This window comes from Picosynechococcus sp. PCC 7117 (assembly GCF_001693275.1).
GTDB lineage: Bacteria > Cyanobacteriota > Cyanobacteriia > Cyanobacteriales > MRBY01 > MRBY01.
In genome coordinates this window covers 2723429-2743927 of sequence record NZ_CP016477.1, presented here as the reverse complement: position 1 = coordinate 2743927, position 20499 = coordinate 2723429, and the positions used below count along the sequence as shown (strand labels likewise).

17 protein-coding genes are annotated in these 20499 nt (G+C 50.0%); 5 read left to right on the top strand and 12 right to left on the bottom strand.

The features are described from left to right. Positions 1-69: 69 nt before the first annotated feature. The 3 genes from AWQ22_RS13095 to AWQ22_RS13080 all read right to left on the bottom strand — a co-directional run bounded on the left by AWQ22_RS13095 (position 70) and on the right by AWQ22_RS13080 (position 3354). Positions 70-1089: a hypothetical protein gene (locus tag AWQ22_RS13095; RefSeq protein ID WP_065711372.1), complete on the bottom strand. Its 1020-nt coding sequence runs from the start codon at positions 1087-1089 to the stop codon at positions 70-72. Between the two features lie 153 nt (positions 1090-1242). Then, positions 1243-1818 (bottom strand): hypothetical protein, encoded by a 576-nt coding sequence (locus AWQ22_RS13090; RefSeq protein ID WP_065711371.1) that lies wholly within the window; start codon positions 1816-1818, stop codon positions 1243-1245. A gap of 978 nt (positions 1819-2796) precedes the next feature. Beyond that, positions 2797-3354: a J domain-containing protein gene (locus tag AWQ22_RS13080; RefSeq protein WP_030007951.1), complete on the bottom strand. Its 558-nt coding sequence runs from the start codon at positions 3352-3354 to the stop codon at positions 2797-2799. A gap of 149 nt (positions 3355-3503) precedes the next feature. Here AWQ22_RS13080 and AWQ22_RS13075 point away from each other — a divergent pair, with 149 nt between their 5' ends. The 3 genes from AWQ22_RS13075 to AWQ22_RS13065 all read left to right on the top strand — a co-directional run bounded on the left by AWQ22_RS13075 (position 3504) and on the right by AWQ22_RS13065 (position 6546). Continuing rightward, complete coding sequence (locus AWQ22_RS13075; protein WP_012308187.1) at positions 3504-3761, top strand: MoaD/ThiS family protein; 258 nt, start codon at positions 3504-3506, stop codon at positions 3759-3761. Between the two features lie 98 nt (positions 3762-3859). After that, the gene (pdxH, locus tag AWQ22_RS13070; RefSeq protein WP_065711369.1) at positions 3860-4507 is read left to right on the top strand and encodes a pyridoxamine 5'-phosphate oxidase; all 648 of its coding nucleotides are present in this window, start codon (positions 3860-3862) and stop codon (positions 4505-4507) included. Between the two features lie 65 nt (positions 4508-4572). Beyond that, positions 4573-6546, top strand: coding sequence for a bifunctional aldolase/short-chain dehydrogenase (locus AWQ22_RS13065; RefSeq protein ID WP_065711368.1), 1974 nt, complete (start codon positions 4573-4575; stop codon positions 6544-6546). Between the two features lie 69 nt (positions 6547-6615). Here the strand turns inward: AWQ22_RS13065 and hemH are convergent, their stop codons facing one another. The 3 genes from hemH to AWQ22_RS13050 all read right to left on the bottom strand — a co-directional run bounded on the left by hemH (position 6616) and on the right by AWQ22_RS13050 (position 11101). Continuing rightward, the gene (hemH, locus tag AWQ22_RS13060) at positions 6616-7776 is read right to left on the bottom strand and encodes a ferrochelatase (RefSeq protein ID WP_012308184.1); all 1161 of its coding nucleotides are present in this window, start codon (positions 7774-7776) and stop codon (positions 6616-6618) included. A 160-nt stretch (positions 7777-7936) separates the two neighbouring features. Continuing rightward, on the bottom strand, positions 7937-10519 hold the full coding sequence (locus AWQ22_RS13055) for an EAL domain-containing protein (protein WP_065711367.1): 2583 nt from the start codon (positions 10517-10519) through the stop codon (positions 7937-7939). A 144-nt stretch (positions 10520-10663) separates the two neighbouring features. Then, positions 10664-11101, bottom strand: a complete 438-nt coding sequence (locus tag AWQ22_RS13050) for an NfeD family protein (protein WP_030007945.1) — start codon at positions 11099-11101, stop codon at positions 10664-10666. Positions 11102-11247: 146 nt separating this feature from the next. On the opposite strand from AWQ22_RS13050, the gene AWQ22_RS13045 reads away from it, so the two are divergent. Then, positions 11248-13053 (top strand): protein phosphatase 2C domain-containing protein, encoded by a 1806-nt coding sequence (locus AWQ22_RS13045; RefSeq protein WP_065711366.1) that lies wholly within the window; start codon positions 11248-11250, stop codon positions 13051-13053. On the opposite strand, the gene murG is transcribed toward AWQ22_RS13045, so the two are convergent. Continuing rightward, positions 13037-14086 (bottom strand): undecaprenyldiphospho-muramoylpentapeptide beta-N-acetylglucosaminyltransferase, encoded by a 1050-nt coding sequence (gene murG / locus AWQ22_RS13040; protein ID WP_065711365.1) that lies wholly within the window; start codon positions 14084-14086, stop codon positions 13037-13039. The two genes, AWQ22_RS13045 and murG, sit on opposite strands and share 17 nt — an antisense overlap. A gap of 107 nt (positions 14087-14193) precedes the next feature. Between murG and AWQ22_RS13035 the strand changes: the two genes are divergently transcribed. Next, on the top strand, positions 14194-15000 hold the full coding sequence (locus AWQ22_RS13035; RefSeq protein ID WP_030007942.1) for a hypothetical protein: 807 nt from the start codon (positions 14194-14196) through the stop codon (positions 14998-15000). A 76-nt stretch (positions 15001-15076) separates the two neighbouring features. Here the strand turns inward: AWQ22_RS13035 and AWQ22_RS13030 are convergent, their stop codons facing one another. The 5 genes from AWQ22_RS13030 to AWQ22_RS13010 all read right to left on the bottom strand — a co-directional run bounded on the left by AWQ22_RS13030 (position 15077) and on the right by AWQ22_RS13010 (position 20439). Next, positions 15077-15535 carry a phosphate-starvation-inducible PsiE family protein gene (locus AWQ22_RS13030; RefSeq protein WP_030007941.1) on the bottom strand — a complete coding sequence of 153 codons (459 nt, stop codon included), beginning with the start codon at positions 15533-15535 and terminating at the stop codon, positions 15077-15079. Positions 15536-15607: 72 nt separating this feature from the next. After that, positions 15608-18007 (bottom strand): endonuclease MutS2, encoded by a 2400-nt coding sequence (locus tag AWQ22_RS13025; RefSeq protein WP_065711364.1) that lies wholly within the window; start codon positions 18005-18007, stop codon positions 15608-15610. 87 nt (positions 18008-18094) lie between these two features. Next, entirely contained in the window at positions 18095-18394 is a 300-nt protein-coding gene (locus tag AWQ22_RS13020; RefSeq protein WP_065711363.1) for a type II toxin-antitoxin system RelE/ParE family toxin, read from the bottom strand. Continuing rightward, a complete protein-coding gene (locus AWQ22_RS13015) occupies positions 18391-18660 on the bottom strand; it encodes a type II toxin-antitoxin system ParD family antitoxin (protein ID WP_065711362.1) in 270 nt (89 codons plus the stop codon). The genes AWQ22_RS13020 and AWQ22_RS13015 overlap by 4 nt, the downstream gene beginning before the upstream one ends. A gap of 72 nt (positions 18661-18732) precedes the next feature. Beyond that, on the bottom strand, positions 18733-20439 hold the full coding sequence (locus AWQ22_RS13010; protein ID WP_084449005.1) for a mechanosensitive ion channel family protein: 1707 nt from the start codon (positions 20437-20439) through the stop codon (positions 18733-18735). Positions 20440-20499: the final 60 nt, after the last annotated feature.

Sequence of the window (20499 nt, the reverse complement as noted above, 5' to 3'; positions counted from 1 at the left end):
ATAATGAAAAGATGATGGCCCAGAAGCAATCTACGGAGAAAGGCTGCTTACAAATTGCCTATGTGTGTATTATTTAGCCGTAATGGTGACAGTGGTTTGGGCGTTGTATTCTGAAGCGAACAGTTGATCACTATTCGGCGTCCAGGTGGAGCGAATCGTTAAGGTTGCATCACCATTGTCATCTGTATTTTGGTTTTCAATAAGCTCTGGGCCACTGTAATTGTTGAAGCCGTTGCCATTGAGTTCATAGGCGAATTGATGGGTCGCGGTCAGGTTGGTTGCCCCCCCTGTTGGCGGCGTGTAGGTCGCGCTGTCTGCACTAAAGTTGATATCGACGGTGGTGGCATTACAGTCAAACTTCGCTGTATCGCTGGCTTGAAGCTGGGAAACATTGGGTTCACTGCCTGTTTTGATATAGGGGGTGGCTGTTTCCCGGAAGCGAATCACATTATCGAGGACGCAACTGGGGCTGACCGTACTACTGATTGTGGTAGTTTCATCAGCAGTGGTGCCCCCACCAACTGGGGTTACATCAACTTCAAACTGGGTGGTGTAGGTGCCAGCAGCAAATTCGGAGGCGCTCCCCTGGAGGGCAAATCTGGACTGGATATTCACCGTGATCGTTCCGGTACCATCGAGGGAGAGATTTTCGCCTTTACCACCAGCAGTTGACACGACTAAATTGGTTGAGCCACTGGTATTTACGGTGGTTTGAGTATCGACCAGATTTGTAAAAGAAGCCCCTGTGCCGACAGAAACTGTATGAGTAACGCCATTCGGGGAACCGAGATCCAGATTAGCCGGGCCAGTGGTCGGTGCCGTAAGCGGCAGTAGCGTCACATCTAGATCGACATTACTGAGGTTGTTTCCTCCGGTCGTGCCATCATCAGTACAGCGAAATGTCACGGCGTAGCTTTCGGTTTGGGTTGTGCTGGTGACATCGTAGCTGAGAGGGGAAGAGGGGACATTCGTCGTAAAGCATCCTGGGGTTTGGGCGGAGGCTTGCTTTGTTTGGAATCCCCTCAAAAACAGAGAGAGGAAGATGATCTGAAACCACCACTTGGGAGATGGAACGGCTTGAGAATTCATTACCTGAAGTGTGATCCGATGACGTGACTGCTTGATATTTTAGAAGCTGCCGAAGAAAAAAATGAATTTAGTTAAGGTGCAATGGTTAGGTTAGTTCCCCCCAAAAAATGAGAGGAAACTGTTCTGACACAACAATCAAGGAAAGAGTAGAAACTACTGTGCGGTGATGTCTACAGTCACAGATGCAGAGTAAGCACCAGCGACTAACTCATCAGCAGTCGTAGACCAAGCCGAAGCAATTACAAGACTAATATCTCCATTTGCATCAGTAATTTCACCAGTAAGATTATTACCTGAGCCATCACTAAATGCAGTTGCTCCTGCACCATTAATACTCTGAGTGAAAGTATGAGAAACACTGCTTTCGAGGGTGTCAGCGCCAGTATTCGTGCTAGTAGGTGAGGTGGCAGTAATGTTAGTGAGTGAAATATTCACTGTTTCACTGTTACAGTCAAAGTCAATTTGGTCACTTGCGGATAGTCCGGTATTTTCAAGAACCGTCACGTTGTCTGGTGTGTAATCAACAGCCGTTGCATCAAAGCCTGCACTCGTCTTGATAGCACATTGAGCATCGACTGTTCCGGAGAAAGATGCCACATCATTAGCATCCGTTGGATCAGCATAAGCTGACAGCATTGTGAAGTTAGCAGCGGTAATGGCTGAGACAAAGATCGTACCACCAATAATAAGCTTGGCAGATTTGGAGTTGAAAAAGTTGTGGGATCTCATGGCTTTTCCTCAGTTTTAAAACAAAAAACTTCTGACCTGTAAAGCATTTTTGAATTTGAGGCAGTGATCGTCTGGCTTGACAAATTTCTTTTTGCTTTATACTCCTAATCATACCCAAAAGAGATCCAAAACCTAATAGCAAAAAAAACAAAAATACAAAAGTTCATAAAGTTCATTGTTTTCAGGTAAAAACACAAGAAAAAGCAATTATTTTCACTGATTTATATGTTTAAAAGATATTAATTACACCTAAGTATAGTGGTTTTAAGGGCATTTTTAGGTATTTTTACGGTCAAAACAGTACCAAGTAAGAATGCCTAATTGATATTACGGATATCAAGTTAAATGGATTAAATATTTTGTATTTGCACACAAAATCGTCGTCAAAAATCGAGCAATTTATGGGTTGCTTTTGATTTTTTTACTACAAAGAGGGCATCTCCTTGATCAAAAAAAGATACCTGAGTCAGTTTGTTTTAAAGAAGTTCTCTAAAAAAAATAAACTTTGTTTTATTTGGTTTTTTGAATTTTGTTGGGTCAGTTGGAACAACAACTGGCCGATAACAGCGCAGAAAAAATGTTTTTGTTAACGACAAGCTCTAGCGGCGATCTCCTTTTTTTTAGAGCTACTTTTGCTAGTAAGTATATGTACTTTATTTTTCCATTACAAAAAGATGGTTTTTCTTTACTGTTCTTTCATCATATCTGCATTTCTTAACGATGTCTATCTAGCGATCTGCCTTTGGACAGATGACGCACCCAGGATTACAAAACTTAATTGTCAGCCTTTGGCAGCAGATGTCTTTGGCTGAGCCGATCCAGGGTTAAGATTCGTCTTAAAACAAGGCTAAACCTATTTTGTGGTACTCATTAAGCGATCGCCAGCAGTTTTCGTCAAATATGTCCAAGTCCCCAACAGCCACCCACCCACCAGAAAAGGTGCAATGACGGCGGTTACTACACTTTTTGCGGCCTCGATTAAATCGCAGGGATCAAAATTGTCTGTAATAGTTCCTCTACCCGTTGGCGTAGCTTGCGGTTGTGGGGGTCAGCCAGGAGTGCTTTGTGGAGATAGGTGCGGGCTTTGTGGTGTTGCCCCTGTTGGAGTAAATGGCGGCCCCAACTGAGATAAGTGATCCCTTGCCATTGGCGCACCTCTAGATCCTGGGGGAGCCGCTGGGCTAGACCTTCCATTAAGGCGATCGCCCTGGCATAGCGTTGTTGTTGTAGGCAGTCCTGGAGCCGTTGGTAGCTCTGCCACTTCAGCCGCTGATCTAAAGGAGAAAGGATCGCCCTCCCTGGGGGCTGCTGTGGTTCTGGGGACGGGAGCCAGGTTTGTTTGTCCGGAGAACGGTGGATTTCTGCTAGGACTTTGTAGGCTTGGGTAATCTGGATGAATTTGTATTCCGCTTGGCGATCGCCGCGATTTACATCCGGGTGACATTGCCGCGCCAAACGACGATAGGCCGCTTTTACTGCTTCCAGCTCTGCATCAACCCGTAACCCTAAAATTTTGTAGCACTCAAGGAGATTCATCGATGGTTGTTATCTGGAAGGAGGCGAAATTTAACCCAAGGATACCCCAAAAAAATCCTGTCAGCGTGATTCCTTTGGCGAAACCCCAACAACACCGCTATGATCCTCTGAAAATGTCCTCACAACTCCCCCTCACCCGAAAACATTCAATGTCTGCCCCGCTCCAAATCACCATTAAGCTCTTCGCAATCTACCAGGAAACCTACGGCACCGAAGTTTTACATTGGCAAGTTGCCCCTGGCAGTACGGTTATGGACGTTTTCCAGCGCATTCTCAGTGAACATCCCAGTTTGGCAGAATGGCAGGCCGTCACCCGCTTTGGCGTGAATTTAGAATTTGTCTCCCCGGAAACAGTGCTCCAGGAGGGCGATGAGGTGGTTTTGATTCCTCCCGTCAGTGGTGGTTAGTTTTTAGGGCCAACATCCGCAAAAAAATTCCACTACAATACAAAGCGACTTTTGTTCTGTCCTTTGAGTCCATTACCGTTAGTTCGTTGGTGCCGCCGATGATTATGCACGTTGCCAATCTCCGCCAAAATTACACCAAAGCGGGTCTCCATGAAGATGATGTGAGTGATGATCCCATGGTGCAATTCGCCACCTGGTTCCAACAGGCAACGGAAATTGATGAAATTCGTGAGCCCAATGCGATGGTTCTCAGCTCCGTCGGCCCTGACGGGAAACCCAGTTCACGGGTTGTGCTTTTAAAAGATTTTAGTGAAGCAGGGTTTACATTTTTTACGAACTACACCAGCCAAAAGGGTTTGGAACTAACAGGAACCCAATATGCGGCTTTGGTCTTTTGGTGGGAACCCCTAGAAAGGCAAGTGCGCATCGAAGGCACCGTCGAAAAACTGCCTCCTGAACGCTCCGATGAATATTTCGCCAGCCGCCCCCGTAAATCCCAAATTGGGGCCTGGGCCTCTGCCCAAAGCCAGGCGATCGCCAACCGGGAAGTTCTCGAACAGCGCTTCAAAGACCTCGAAGCCGAGTACGCCGATAAAGAGATTCCCCGGCCAGACCATTGGGGCGGCTTTTTGGTGAAGCCCGAAAAAATTGAATTTTGGCAAGGACGTCCCAGTCGGCTCCATGACCGACTTGTGTTTACCTTACAAGGCGATCGCACCTGGCAACGGCAACGCTTAGCGCCGTAAATTTTAGCTCTGCAACCCGAAGCGGCCTAAGATTTGTACTGAGCAGATTCACGGAAAGTCAGTACATGAAAAGCCTTTGGAATGATCAAGAAGCAGCCACCTACCAGGGGGATTTGGCCCTGCGGGTTTACACGTCGCGTTTGTTAGGGCGAGATCCCTCTTTGGTACTCCATGGCGGTGGTAATACCTCTGTCAAGGTCACGGAAACGAACCTAGTTGGCGAAACAGAAGAAATCCTCTACGTCAAAGGGAGCGGTTGGGATTTGGCAACCATCGAAGCAGCCGGTTTTGCCCCGGTGCGGCTGCAGCATTTGTTGAAATTGGCTCAATTACCCAGTCTAAGTGACCCCCAGATGGTCAACGAACTAAAGACCCAAATGACCGTCGCCACCGCCCCGACTCCTTCGGTGGAAACGATTTTGCACGCCATTTTGCCCTACAAATATGTCGATCACACCCATGCCGACTCAATTGTGACGATTAGCAACACGCCGGAGGGACTGGAGCGAATCAAAGAAATTTATGGCGATCGCCTGGTGATTATTCCCTACATCATGCCGGGATTTGACCTGGCTCGCCTTTGTGCCGAAAGGTTTGCCGCCGAAGCCCACGGCCAAACCGAAGGGATGATTTTGTTAAACCATGGGATTTTCTCCTTTGGGGCCACCGCCAAGGAATCCTACGAACGGATGATTGCCCTTGTCCAGGAAGCAGAAACCTATCTCCAGCAGCAAGGGGCTTGGCAGATTCCCCAACGTTCTGTAAAAACCAGTGACACTCCCATCGCGAAAACCCTAGCCCAACTCCGTTACGACGTTTCCCAGGTGGCAGGTTTCCCGGTCATTCTCAAAGGCGATCGCCGCCCGGAAATTTTGAACTTTACCCAGAGGGACGATTTAGCGCGCATTTCCCAACAAAATCCCGCCACCCCCGACCATGTAATTCGCACCAAACCTGTGCCCCTAATTGGCCGCGATGTGCAAGGGTTCGCCGCCGCTTACAAAGCCTATTTCACCAACCAAGCGCCCCAGGCCAAGGAACCCAAAACCATGCTTGATCCGGCCCCCAGGGTAATTCTCGATCCGGAACTCGGTTTAATTACCATTGGTCAAACAGCAAAAGCCGCCAACATTGTCGCCGATATCTATCGCCACACCATCGAAATTATTTCCCGCGCTGAACAGCTCAGTCATTACCAAGCCCTTTCTCAAAAAGATATTTTTGACATGGAATATTGGGATCTAGAGCAAGCCAAACTGAAAAAAGGCGGCAATCCACCAGAATTTACCGGGGAAATTGCCCTGGTGACAGGGGCCGCCTCTGGCATTGGCAAAGCCTGCGTTGAATCTCTCCTCAAACGAGGTGCAGCGGTGGTAGCTCTGGATATCAACCCCGCCATCGAAACCCTCTGCGATCGCCCCGATTTTTTGGGCCTGACCTGCGATCTCACCGACGAAACCCAACTCAAAAACGTCCTAGCGCAAGCGGTTCAGTATTTTGGCGGTTTGGATCTGGTGATTCTCAATGCCGGTATTTTCCCCCCCAGTCAGGCGATCGCCAATCTTCCCACCGACCACTGGCGACAGGTACTCGGCATTAATCTCGACAGCAATTTGGTTCTGCTGCGGGAATGCCATCCTTTTCTGAAACTGGCACCGAAAGGGGGCCGGGTCGCGCTCATTGGCTCGAAAAATGTTGCTGCCCCAGGTCAAGGGGTGGCTGCCTATTCCGTTTCCAAAGCGGCCCTCAACCAACTGGCACGGGTGGCCGCCCTCGAATGGGGTTCAGACGGGATTCGGATCAATACCGTCCATCCCAATGCCGTTTTCGATACAGGAATTTGGACACCTGAAGTGCTCGAAAAACGCGCCAAAGCCTACGGCCTGACCATTGAAGATTACAAGAAAAACAATCTCCTCCAGGTGGAAATCACTAGCCAGGACGTCGCTGAATGTGCCGTAACCCTTTGCAGTGATCTATTCGCTAAAACAACCGCCGCCCAAATTCCCCTTGATGGCGGCAACGAGCGCGTCATTTAACAAAAATCCCCCTTTGAAAGGGGGAGCTAAGGGGATGTCACTTCCGAAGGGGGAGCTAGGGGATGTTATTTACATAATGCCAACAAAATGGAGCGGGCCTTGGCCACTAATCAACTCCAACAACAACGCCAAAAAGCCGATCATGGCGAGGCGGCCATTTAAGACCTCGGCGCTGGTATTCATGCCCCAGGACAATTCTTGGGGATACATTTTCATATTTTCTTTGGGGTGGGTGACCTGACCAAAGGTGCGAGGACATTGTTCGAGGGAATCGGTGACCAAGTTCGCCAAAGATTCGATGAACAATGGATGGGTATTCAGAGCCGGAACGCGGCGGAAATTTTCAATGCCAGCTTCCTCGGCAACTTCCCGATACTCAATATCGATTTCCTGGAGGGTTTCGATGTGCTCAGACACAAAACTAATGGGAATCACCACCAAATCCTTCACGCCTTTTTCGCCCAGGGCAATGAGGGAATCTTCGGTGTAGGGTTGGAGCCATTCCACGGGGCCAACACGACTTTGGTAGGCCAGGGTATAGTCATTGGGACGACCAAGGGCTTCCATGATTAACTTGGTGCATTCTTCGATTTCCCGTTGGTAAGGATCCCCTGCCTCTTCGACATAGCTTTGGGGGACGCCATGGGCACTAAAGAAAATATGGGCCTGGTCTGGGTTATCAAATTGATCCAGCTCTTGGCGAATGAGATCGACCATCGCAGCAATGTATTGGGGATGGTCATACCAGGAGGGAATGAGGGTGTAATCGAGTTGATTGAGGTCTTTGTCAGTGCGCCACATTTCTTCGAGCACCCGGAAGCTAGACCCGCTAGTACTAATAGAAAACTGGGGATAGAGTGGCAATACCACAAGCTGATCAAGGTCGTCTTTTTTGATTTCGGCGATCGCCTCTTCGGTGAAGGGGTGCCAGTAGCGCATCCCCACATAAACTTTGACCTCTTGACCCCACTCCGCCAATTTTTGGGCGAGGGCTGTCCCCTGGGCTTCGGTGATTTGTCGGAGGGGCGAACCACCGCCAATTTCTTTATAGTTTTCTTGGGATTTGCCGGCCCGGAGCGTGGAAATGAGCCAAGCAAGCGGCTTTTGCATCCATGGCGCGGGTAAACGAATAATTTCGGGGTCAGCAAACAAATTAAATAAAAAAGGACGGACATCCTCTAATTTGTCTGGCCCACCTAGGTTAAGTAATAAGACCCCAACACGACCCATAGCTGATACAAATTAAATTTACTGGTATTTTCTTTAAGTTATTGTAACAATATATCTCTTTGGGACGGCGTGCCTGTCGTGGTGGCTACAAGAAAGTCGAAAAAGTTTACATTTCACCACTTTATTTTTCAGGTTTTCGGCAAGCCCAAGTAGTGTCTTTCTAAACAACTCGCTTGAGGCCTTCAGCGGAGAAGCGATGGACCTGTTCGGCCCTTTGAGGACGCCCGAGAAAATATCCTTGGGCTATGTCACACCCCATTTCTTTGAGTAAATCCAGGATGGCCTGATTCTCGACCCCTTCTGCCACCACTTCTAGGCCGAGGCTATGGGCTAAATTAATCGTCGAGCGGACAATCACCAGGCTTTGTTCGTTGGTGAGCATATCCACCACAAAGGATTGATCAATTTTTAGGGCATGAACCGGAAACCGCTGTAAATAACTCAGAGAAGAATATCCGGTACCAAAGTCATCAATGGATAAATGCACCCCCAGATTAGCGAAGCATTGTAATAGCTCTAGGGCATAGCGCGGGTCACTCATGAGGGCGGTTTCTGTAATTTCGAGTTCAACCTGTGCAGGGATGATTTCATATTGCTGGAGGAGCGACTCAAAGGTGGTTAGGCAGTTTGGATCTAACAAGCTACAGGCCGATAGATTAAGGGCGATCGCCAAATCAAGACCTTGGTTTTGCCAGGCTTTTTTTTGTTGGAAAGCTTCTTCCCAAATCCAGTAGGTCAGCGCGTGGATTGCATCGCTTTGTTCCGCGAGGGGGACAAATTCAGCGGGGGAAATAAGCCCAAACGTGGGGTGGTGCCAACGGGCTAAAGCCTCTACGCCGATCAGTCTTTTTTGCCGGAGATCAAACTTGGGCTGATAGCACAAAAAGAATTGTTGGCGGGCGCTCGGTTTCCCGAGGCTAGAGAGAATGGCGAGGCGACGCGGGGTGTAGTGGTCAATATCTTCGTGGTAAATCTCATAGGCCGTGCGTTTTTGTTTTGCCGCATACATCGCCACTTCGGCACTGCGGAGGGCGGCGTGGCTGTCTGTCCCGTGGTTGGGGAACATCGCAATTCCCAGGCTCGCCGTAATATGAATCACATTGCCCGCCGTGACAAAGGGCTGTTGGATTGCCGCCTGCAAAATATCGGCCAATTCCACCGCATGCTGGCAGGCTTCTTCCCATTCGCTGTGCATCATCGGACAGGCAACGGCAAATTCGTCTCCCCCCAAACGACAGACAATCCCCTGGTAGGGACTGAGGGCCGAGAGTAAGCGCAGGGCAATCTGTTGCAGAAAGGTATTCCCAAGCTTGTGGCCCAGGGTGTCATTGAGATCCTTGAAACGGTCTAGGTCAATGAGCATCACAATGATTAACTCGTACCCCAAGGAGGGCGCATTTAACCATTCCTGAATCGTGTCATGGAATAAATTGCGATTGCCGATGGTCGTCAAACTATCGTAGCGGGCTTGGTAGCGCAGTTCTTTGAAATGGTGCGCATTGGCGATCGCCAAAGAAATCGACTGACCCAGGGCGCGGAGGGTATCAATTTCATAGGAAGCTAAGGTTTTATCCTCTTGGAATAGCATCAACAGCAAGCCAAACTGTTGTTCATGGAAAATCAAAGGAATCGTTAAAACCTTCGCCGCATTGCTCAGGGCAACACTTTGGGGACTGAGATCATCACAAAAACAAGCCAATTCCGCAGCGTCTAAAATTTGGAGCGTTTTATCCTGCAAAGCATAGCGAAAAAGACGATGGCTGGCGGTGAGTTGATTGAGGGCAACGCGCCTTTCCGACGAAAAACCCGCATGGCTCTGGAGCTTGAGTAGGCCATCCTCAAAAGTTGCACCTTCTAATAAATAAAAACCAATACAAGTCTCTGCATAGTACTGATGTAGCGTTGTCGTGGTTTCCCGGGCGATATCTTCAATTTCTAGGGAGCCATGTAACCGCTGGGTAAGGGCATGGGCCAAGGTCAAGAAGCAATTGTGCATCTGCAAAGACCGTTGGGAACGTCGTAGTTCCGCTTCGACCTGTTTGAGAGCGGAAATATCAATGGCAATGCCCGTAAATCCCGAAGCATTTTGATCGAGATCAAGCTCAACCCGCGACGCAAATCCATATAGTCTTAAGGTCTTGCCCTGTTTTGTCCGGACTCGAAATTCCCCTTCTGCATAGCCTTGACTAAAAACTTCTAGTAACTGTTGCTGCACAAACTCTCGATCTTCAGGCACAACCGTCTCAATCGCCTTGAGGTGAGACATCTCTGCATCACTAAAACCGAGCACTTCTTGATAAAAACGATTCCAACGGATAAAGTTACCCGCACCATCACAGACGAACAACGCGCCTTGGAGACTATTAAATAATCCTTGCAGAATATTGCGTTCGGATTCTAAGGCTTCACTGGTCTGTCTGTAGGCAGAGGCCCGCCGCTGGAACGTCGTTAAAGTTGGCAACCACCGCACCAGTCCAACGCCAACGAAGATCAGCCCAACACCTTCACTAATAAATCGCTCACCGAACTGCCAGACCGTTCCTAAAGATTGCCACTGGGTACCGAGGTATTGGGAGAATTGCAAAAAAGATAACCAACGCCCTAAAGCTAACAGGATGCAACCAAAAATAATGTAGCGATAGTCCTGTTGCCGCATCGCGATTTTTTGATCATGTTTTACGAGGACATAGACAATGCCCGTTAACATCAAAGCGGCACATAGGGCAGCAAGGGACTGGTACATAGATATGGCTAGAGCGGTAAGAAATGGTGTCGGAAAAAAGCTGCAATCTAAATGTATTTTATCGGTGAAAAACTTCTCAAATTATAGAATTGCTTACAGGTTAACTGAGCTTAACTAAACCTCTTCTGAGTTGGGGACATGGGCCTAGGGTTCAAGGAGATGCCGGGGCATAACAATTAAGGTTGTGCCCTCCCGACGTAGCACATAAACGGTCTGGTGGGGATCAATGGTGACGGTTTCGTCGGCGCAGCGGGCGCGCCAGGAGTTGCCTTCGTACAAAACGCGGCCAGCTTCACCGGGGGCGATCGCCGTTAGGGTTTCGGCATCGGCAGCATCACTGAGGGTTCGAATGGAAGTTTTGGGGGTAAAAAAACGGCGGGAACTCACAATGGCGATGGTCGAAAACAGCAGCCATAGAAAAATTTGTATATTCGGATTCAGGCTCGGAATGAGATACACAATGACAGCCACAGCCACGGCCCCAAGCCCTAGCATAAACTCCATGAAGGCGGTGGGAAAAATAAACTCTAGGGAGCAAAGCACCGCGCCAATAATTAACCAGACCATTAAAGGATTGAGCATTCACCGAGACCCTAATACTGGGGATTTTTCGCCATATAATTCGATCAGGGATGGCCTCCGTGGGTCAGCACCATTGACCGCTGACTTCATCATAGCTTGACTACTGGGCCTGGGCTGTTTGTGCGCTGTACTGTTTTCTAAAGTTTATGTCTATTACTCTTCCTTATCTCCGAGCATCGGGTTCTTTGGCGTTAACCTTTCAGGCAGCGGATCTTGTTGGCGATCGCTACTGGGTGGTTGCGCCGCAAATTTGGCAAGACACCAAGCCCGAAGCACCACCGGACTGCACAGCCCCCAATGACCTGGCCCAACGCTATGGCAAATTATATTCCCGTCAACTGCACTTGCCCCGCATTTACGATATTTTGTCTCTCCCGGAAGGGGAAATTTTACTCCTCGACAACATCCCAATTAACAATCAAGGGGAACTGCTGCCTGCCCTAGGATCGGTTTGGGCCGATGCTTCCCCGCTGCAACAGTTAAATTGGCTGTGGCAAATGCTTGATCTCTGGGAAGATTTGGCAGCCGTGGCCATGGGCACTAGCCTTTTGCCGTTAGAAAATATCCGGGTCGATGGTTGGCGACTCCGACTGATGGAATTATTGGCCGATCCCCCTGGTGCCCCTGTCACCTTAGGGGCCTTAGTAACGTCCTGGCGATCGCTCCTGTCCGAAAGCACGCCGCCAGTCCAAGCAATGCTGACGGAACTAATTGAAAGTTTCAGCGAAGCGGATGCAGATCTAGAGATCATTTTGCCCCGGTTAAATCAGCTCCTTTTAGAGCAGTCTAGCCAGCAACATCTGCAAATGGCGATCGCCAGTGCCACCGACCAGGGAAAACTCCCCACAAGCAACCAAGATGCCCACTACCCCACGACCCAGGATTTAGCCGCTCCCCCTACGGCAACCCTGGCCTTGAGTGATCATTTACTAATGGTGTGTGACGGCGTTGAAGGCCATGGCCAAGGTGAAGTAGCGAGTCAGTTGGCAATTCAATCCCTCAAGTTGCAATTGACAGGTTTTTTCCAAGGGCTATTTGATACCGATGAAGTGGTTCCCCCGGCGGTCATCGAACAACAGCTAGCGGCCTACATTCGCATTACAAATAACTTGATCGCCGAACGTAACGATCAAGAAGGACGCACGGGAGGCGATCGCATGGCCACTACTCTAACCCTTGCCCTCCAGGTACCCCAAAGACCCAAGGCCGACGAACTCCAGGATAGCCACAGCCACGAACTCTACATTGCCCAGGTGGGGGACAGCCGGGCCTATTGGCTCACTAAAGATCAATGCGTTTGCTTAACGGTGGACGATGATGTGCTCAGTCGGGAAGTCCAGGCGGGCCGGGCCATTTATCGTCAAGGGTCACAGCGCCCCGATCACATGGCCCTCACCCAAGCCCTAGGGATTAAAGGGGGCGATCGCCTCCATCCTGTGATTCGCCGCTTCGTGTTTGCTGAAGATGGGGTGTTGGTGGTCTGTTCTGACGGCCTGAGTGACCAGCAATTTTTAGAGTCCCATTGGCAGACCTTCGCCCCGGTGATTATCCAGGGTCATTTGCCCCCGGCGGCTCTGCTCCAGAGCTTGATTGAGAAGGCGATCGCCAAAAATCCTGAAGATAACATTACGGCGGCGATCGCTTTCTACCGCTTCACAACGGACACCTTCACCCAGGCCGCGGAACTTGAAACGGCTCCCGCCCCTGAAGACTTTGAGCCAGAATTTGTCCCCCCGGATCTCGCCCTAGACACAACCCTTGAGGCGGAACTGGCGTCGGAACCAGAAACAGAAAACAGTCTATCCCAGTTCACCTTAATTCTGGTGAGTCTGGTGGCGATTCTTTTGATGTTAGTCCTGGCGGCCTTTGGTTTGAACTGGCTGTTAAACCGTGAACCTCTACCGACGCAACCGGGTGATCCGAATCTTGAAACCCCTACAAACGCAGAGTAGTACGCAGGAAATAGGCGATTTTTTCGGCACTTTCTGGCATCCCTAGGGCAGCGGCATTGGCGGCGATCGCCTCCCGTTTTCCCGGTGCTCCCAATAGACCCAAGACCATCGCTGTAAGGGATTCAGGGGTTAATTCAGCCTGGGGTGCTAACAGTGCGGCTTCGTGTTTCGCAAAAACCTGGGCATTGAGGGTTTGGTGATCCTCGGCGGCGTAGGGATAGGGAATCAGAATGGACGGCGTTTTGGTAATGGTTAATTCCGTCAGGGCGCTGGCCCCGGAGCGACTAATCACCACGTCCGCCCGTTGCAGGAGGGGAGCAATATTCTCAACAAAGGGCAAGGTGAGATAGTTTTCGGCCTGGAACTGACCAACGTCAGGGTCGTTTTTCCCGGTGATATGAACGATCGAGGCTCCGGCTTCGAGCCAGCGGCCCGCACATTGACGCACCAATTGATTAATCCCCACGGCTCCCTGGGAGCCTCCCATCGCCAAAATCAAGGGGCGATCGCCTGGAATATCCAACTCTAGAGGTTGGGGCGTGAGAAATTCGGCTCGCACTGGGGTGCCGAGGTGAATGGTTTTTGCTTTGGGTAGATATTGGGCCGACTCCTGAAAGCCCATAATCACAGCAGTGGCATATTGCCCCAACAGGCGGGTCACTTTACCGGGAAGTACATTGGACTCGTGGAGGATCACCGGAATTCGTCGCAGTCGCGCCGCCAGGATTGCCGGAGCGGCAATATATCCCCCGGTGGTAAAGACAAGATCAATCTGGCGATCGCCTAAAATTTTGTAGGTTTGAAAAATAGACGCGAGCAACTGCAAACCATTGACTAGCTTTTGGAGGGGGTTGCCCTGGAGTCCCTTGGCCGTGACCGCGTGACGGCGATATTGATTAGGCACTAAATCCGTTTCGAGGCGATCGCGTACCCCCAACCATTCAATCTCACAGTCCGTTAATTTTTCTGCCACCGCCAGGGCCGGAAAGAGATGTCCCCCGGTGCCACTGGCCGCCATCAAGATTCGGGTCACTGCCTTTGCCACAATTTCAGTCGTTTTTCGTCTCAGGTTCTAGAATAGATTACACGTTCTGATCAACTGATGGGAACTTGTCCGCTTGAAGGAGTGATCGAAAATTTATGGGCTACTGGCAATCTTGGCAACGGTTTTTTGGCATGGCGATCGCCACGGGAGTTTTAACCCTGGGATTTGGTTTACGCAGCGAGGCCCGCACTCCGGCCACTGCCCCAGCTTCCCTCACGGATCTTTTGGTAGACATTGACCAAGCCGCCAATGACCAACAATTAGAACAACTCTTAAATTTTTATGGTGAGAATTTTACCCACAGCGACGGACTCTCCAAAACGGATCTCCAGGACTTGTTAACCCAACTCTGGGAAGAATATCCCCGCCTGAGCTACAACACCAAGCTCCTCAATTGGGAACAAACAGGCGATCGCCTCGTGGCCGAAACCGAAACCCAAGTGCGGGGCCTCAAGAAACAAGCAGGCCGCTGGGTTCATTATGAAAGTACAATCCGTTCCCAACAGACATTCCAAGGGGACAAACTGATTAGCCAAGATATTTTGTCTGAAGCGTCAACCCTCACCAGTGGCGACAATCCCCCCGCCTTGAAAGTCTTGATCCCAGAAACCGTTGCCCCTGCCGCTGATTTTGGCTTTGATGTGATTGTGCAGGATCCCTTGGGAGAAGAAATTTTATTGGGGGGTGCCCTCGAAGAACCGATTACCAGTAGCACCTACACGAATCCGGAGGCCTTTGACCTGGATATTCTGCCTGCTGGCGGCATTTTTAAACGGGTAGAAGCCCCCACCGAAGCGGGAGATATGTGGTACTCGGCCCTGGTGGTACGCAGTGATGGCATGGTGCTCACCACCCACCGGGTCAAGGTTGAAGATGCGCCTCTCCAGGCCAACGGTCTATAGTTTGTCCGGCTAATTTTGTTTGAGTGAAATCTCTAAATAGCGTCAATTACCGCTCCGTGTTCAATGTTTGAGAACGCTACTGGGGCGGTTTTTGGTCTTTGGTCGGATCTAGGTCGGGGGAATACCCATCTTCGGGGTGGCTTTGCTTCATGAAGTAATAGCCCACCGTCAGGGAAAGAATAATTGCGGCAATGCCGAATAAACTCACGCTATCGGTGGTTTTGATGTCTAGGATAATTACCTTCCGGGCGATCGCAATAATGGCGACGGATAAAACCACCTCAAAATGGGGGCGTCCCTTAGAAAGATAGGTGTTGATAATGCTCTCTAAAAGTTCGATGCCGATAATGATCAGCATAAAGAGACTAAAAACTTCTAGCAGTTGGTCAGCGTTTAACAACAGTATTGGGGGGGCGGCAATACTTTGGAACAGGAACCAGCCAAAATCCAGGGTCGCTAAGCCAATGGCGATCGCCATCATCGCCAGCAAGATTTGAATCATTAATTTTTCGTAGCGTTTAAAGAGCTTGAGCATTGAGTCCCTGGGGCTAGAGTGGTGTTCTGGTACAAAAGGATTCCCAGGGAAATATTGTAGTATGCGGCCTTCTTAGGAAAAATAGGCCAGGGTGACGCCAGCCCCCCCTTCTTTTTGATCGGCGAGTTCGTAGCGCTGAATTTGGGGATGGTATTTCAAAAATTCATGGACGCCTTCCCGGAGCTTGCCGGTACCTTTGCCGTGGATAATCCAAATGACCTGGGAACCCGCAGCAGTGGCATTGGCGATCGCCTGTTCGAGGCTACTTTCTGCTTGGTGCATCCGTTGTCCCCGGATATCGATGGTATTGCGGGTGGTGCGCACCGTCACGGTCTCAGGTGTTTTTGCTTTGGGTGGCGCTTGTTTTTTCGGGGTTTTTGGCTTGGGCTCTGCCTCGACTTTCTGGCCCTGGAGCGATTCAATTTCTGTCCAATCGAGGGACATTTTCATCACCCCAAAACGGGCGACGAGGGTTTTATTGTCAGGGTCTAGTTCAATGACCTCGGCGGTTTGTCCCAGCTTAGAAATGCGAATTTTTTCCCCCAATTGCGGTTGATAACCCGGTTTTTTCCGTTTGGGTTGACTCATTTTGCTGGCGGCAATGTCCCCCAGGGCTTCGGTGGCAACCTGGGCTTTTTGGGCGGTGGGTTGGCCCTTTTGTAAGGTGCGAATTACCTGGGCAATCTCGGCTTTAGCTTCGGCGATCGCCGCTTGTACCTGTTGGTCTTGGGCGAGTTTGAGTTCAGCTTCCCGGCGTTGGAGATCGGCGGCTTTACTGGAAACTTCCGTATAGAACCGTTCGGTCTGTTTGAGGAGAGCTTCGGCTTCCTTGGCTTTTTGTTCCTGTTCCCGGCGCTGGGCTTCGAGGGCGGCGATCACCTCGTTGACATTGGTATTAGTATTCCCCAACAGATCCTGGGCTGTTTCCACAATCTCCGCATCTAGGCCCAAACGCTGGGCGATCGCCAAGGCATTGGAACGTCCCGGAATCCCCCAGAGCAACTTGTAGGTGGGCCGCAGGGAATATTCATCAAATTCGACCGAGGCATTTTCAAAGCGCTCATCCTCGTACTTTAGGGCCTTCAGTTCCCCGTAGTGGGTGGTGGCCACCGTGAGCTGGGTCTGGTCTGCCAAATATTTCAACAGGGCGATCGCCAGGGCGCTGCCTTCGGTGGGATCGGTGCCGGCCCCCACCTCATCGAGGAGCACAAGATTATTCTGACTCTCCTGGTCTAAAGCTTCAATAATCCGACCTACACGGCGAATATGGCCAGAAAAAGTCGATAAACTCTGCTGGAGGGATTGTTCATCGCCGATATCAGCTAAAACCTGGTCAAACCAAGGGATTTCCACCGGGGCGATCGCCGGGATAAAAAGGCCCACTTTCGCCATGAGCGCGGCCATTCCCAGAGTCTTTAAGGTGACAGTTTTGCCGCCAGTATTGGGGCCCGTGATCGCCACGACGCGGATTTCTGGGCGAATTTGCACATTGATCGGCATCACTTCCAGGCTTTCTTCTTGTTTCTCTTGCCACACCAGCAAAGGATGGCGCAACTGCCGCAATACCGTCGGTTGATCAGAGGCAATAAATTTAGGCGGGTGCCCATCGAGCCAAAGGCTGTAACGGGCACGGGTCATGGCGAGATCGAGGGTGGTGGCGATCGCCAGGAGTTTTTCGAGATCCTCGACTACCTCGGCCACTTTTTCGGTGAGCTGACGCAGGACAATTTCAATTTCCCGCTCCTCTTGTTTCACGGCCTGGCGGAGGCGATTACCCAGCTCCACAATCCCCTTGGGTTCGATGTAAAGGGTCGAGCCCGTGCTAGAAATATCGTGGACGATGCCAGGAATTTGTTCCTTTTGCCCTGCCTTAACGGGCAACACAAAGCGATCGCCCCGTTGGGTAATGACCGCTTCCTGGATCGAGCCACTGTGCCGCTGCATGATCCGCTGCAAGGTTTGGTAAATCTGCTCCCTGGCCCCTTTAATTTTAACGCGAATTCCTTCGAGCTTCGGGCTGGCTCGGTCTGTAACATCTCCCCGGTCATCGATGCAATGGTGAATATCTTGTTCTAATTCCGGGTAGGTGCGCACCTGCTCTACCAGGCGCGTCAGTTGGGGGAGTTCTAGTTCCGCATTTTCCACCAAGCGCCGCAAACGACGCACTCCGGCCAGGGTGGTGGCAATGAGCAATAAATCTTTGCCAGTGATCAGCCCGCCCACGGTGGCCCGTTCCAAAGCATCACTAATGTCGCCAATCCCCTCAAAGGAAACGCCGTTGTCCACTGCTTCATCCAAGGCCTGCATTTCGACGGTTTGAGCGAGGAGAATCTCACTGTCTGCTTGGCTCTGGGGAAAAACCAAATGCTGCGCGGCGATCGCCCCTAACTTTGTTGCGGCAAAAGTAGATAAATGTTGGCATAGGCGTTGCCATTCGAGAAGTTTAAGGGTTTCGGCTTGGATCTCAGTCAAGGACAACCATCAGAAATACTGCAAGGGTTACATTATAGTCATTTCGGACGATGAAACTGGTACCGATTTAAAGGGAAGGCGATCGCCCTAATTTTCAAATAGATGAGTGAGATCGCGGTAACCACTCACAACTCGCAAGATATCAATGCCGTTCTGTGTTGGTAAGTAGAGAATCAAATAGGTTTTGAGGGACAAACTGCGTACACTGGGCAAAATTTCATCTCTTTGGCGGCCAAGTTTCGGAAATTGAGCAACTTTTACTAATTTCTGGTTTAATTCGTCCAAAAATAGATCTGCCTGGGCGACTCCTCCAGTCCGAGCGATGTAATCAGCAATTTGCTCAATATCTTTCAGGGCAGGCTTGGTGAGCCGAAATCTTGCGGTCATACTTCTGGGTGGCGGTACTGCTCATGTATGTGATGTCGGATTTCATTAAGGGCAGTTGCTCCGTCCATCACCTCACCCTGTTGCAGAGCATCCCAACCAATCAGTGCTTCCCGTTGTAATTCCAACAGGCGACCTTGATAAAGATCTTCCTGTTGTTGTAGTAACTGCACTGCCGCAACGATTAAGGCGGATTGGTTCACGTATTTTCCGGCCTGAACTTGACGTTGTACAAAAGCTTGAATTTCCGGTGGAAAGGCGATTTCCATTTTTTTTGGATAAGGAAAAGGAATAAGTATTTATCTCAATTATAGAAAATGAATTGAGCAAGGCGATCGCCCTTAATGGGGAGGCTCTAAGGGTTGATCTGTACCGTGGAGCCACACATCACTCTGGAAGACAGGAATAATGATTCCCGCTTTTTCAAAGGCAATTTTGACCCGTCGCCGGAATTCCCGTGACACTTCCCACTGTTTGAGGGGCAAAGTTTTGATCCACAGCTTGATCACCATACCCCGCTCATTGAAATTATCCACCCCCAGGACTAAGGGCGCTTCAATAATGCGCGATCGCCAATCTCGATCCGTATACATTTGTTCGGCCACTTCCCCCAACACCTTGAGGGCAAAATCGACATCTGTTTCGTAGGGCACCGGAATATTAAGATCGGCCCGTGACCATTGATTTGAAAGGTTAGCGACGATCCGCACTTCTCCATTGGGAATCGTAATCAAGCGGCCTTCTGCATCCCGAATTTGGGTAATGCGCAGGTTGATATTTTCAACTAAACCCGTCACCGAGCCCACATTAATCACATCACCAACGGCATATTGGTCTTCGAGGATAATCGAAAAACCATTGATAATATCCTTGAGTAAATTTTGAGCTGCAAAGGACACCGCCAAACCAATGATCCCAGCCCCAGCAAGGAGAGGCGCGATATTGATATTAATCGACCAAAAAAAGACCAGCAGGGCAATCACTAAAATAATCAGGGTGACGACGCTGCGCATCACCTGGGAAAAGGTTTGTACCCGCAGTTCTAGCCGCTGGTTCGACTCTTGGGTGATGAATGTAAACGCTTCGAGGGCACCATCGGCCAGGAGTTGGTTAAATTTGGCAATCAACGCATAACTCAGCCGGATTAGTAAGTAACTCACTAGGGCAATCAAGGCGAGCCAAAGAGGATATCTAAAAATGCCCAACAGCCAAACCTGGGCGATCCGCGTTTGGGGAAATAAGCCCAAGTTAATAAAAATGGCTGCGGTAATCGCGCCTCCCTGAAGCAGTTGGCTCAAACGAACTTTGACTTCCCGGAGGTTGTTGCTTTGCCGTTGGCTCAGTTGAATTGAAATGAGGGTCGTATTGCCTTGGGGAAATTCTGCTTCCCGCTCCTGTTGTTTGTGGAGTTTACGCTGCCAGCGCCGCCCGAAAATTTCTAGGATTAAGGCCACCACGGCAACACCAATGGCGATCGCCACCCGCTGTTTTAAAAATGTGTCCGTTCGTTCAAACTGAGCCCGGTCTAAGGCACTTTCAATCTGACCAATAATCTGCTCGGTGCGTCCTTCAATATCTTCGCCACTCAGTTGTGCGTCCCAGCGGGTCACGGTCATCAAGCGGATGGATTCATCATCTCCCACCTGGATTTGAATATTGTTTTCTAGATCACCGTTCGCTTCCCCCTCAGATCCAACAGGTATCACTTGAATGTTTGGGGCATTTTCCGCGTCATACACCCGTTTAATTCGGTTGAGCTGGGTTTGGATATAGTTTAGCCGTGTCGAAAGTTCCGAACGGGGAGCCGCCACCTTAAAAATACAGTGGCCATCCAAATACACACACCGATCGACGATTAGCTCCTGACCATTGTTCGGCAACACCTCCCCTAGATCTGCTTCCGGTAAGGGTAGACCAAAAATTGCTCCCGCTGGTTGCTGCAATCCAAGGCTGAGGCTGATCACCAGCAGGCAGGAGGAGAGAAAAAGGAAAAAAGGCGATCGCCAAATTTTGAATAAGTGACTATATAAAAATTTAGTAACTTTCACAAATGCAAGGTGTTATGGAAACTTCAATCTTTATTTTTGGCCAAAAACAATCTAATTAAC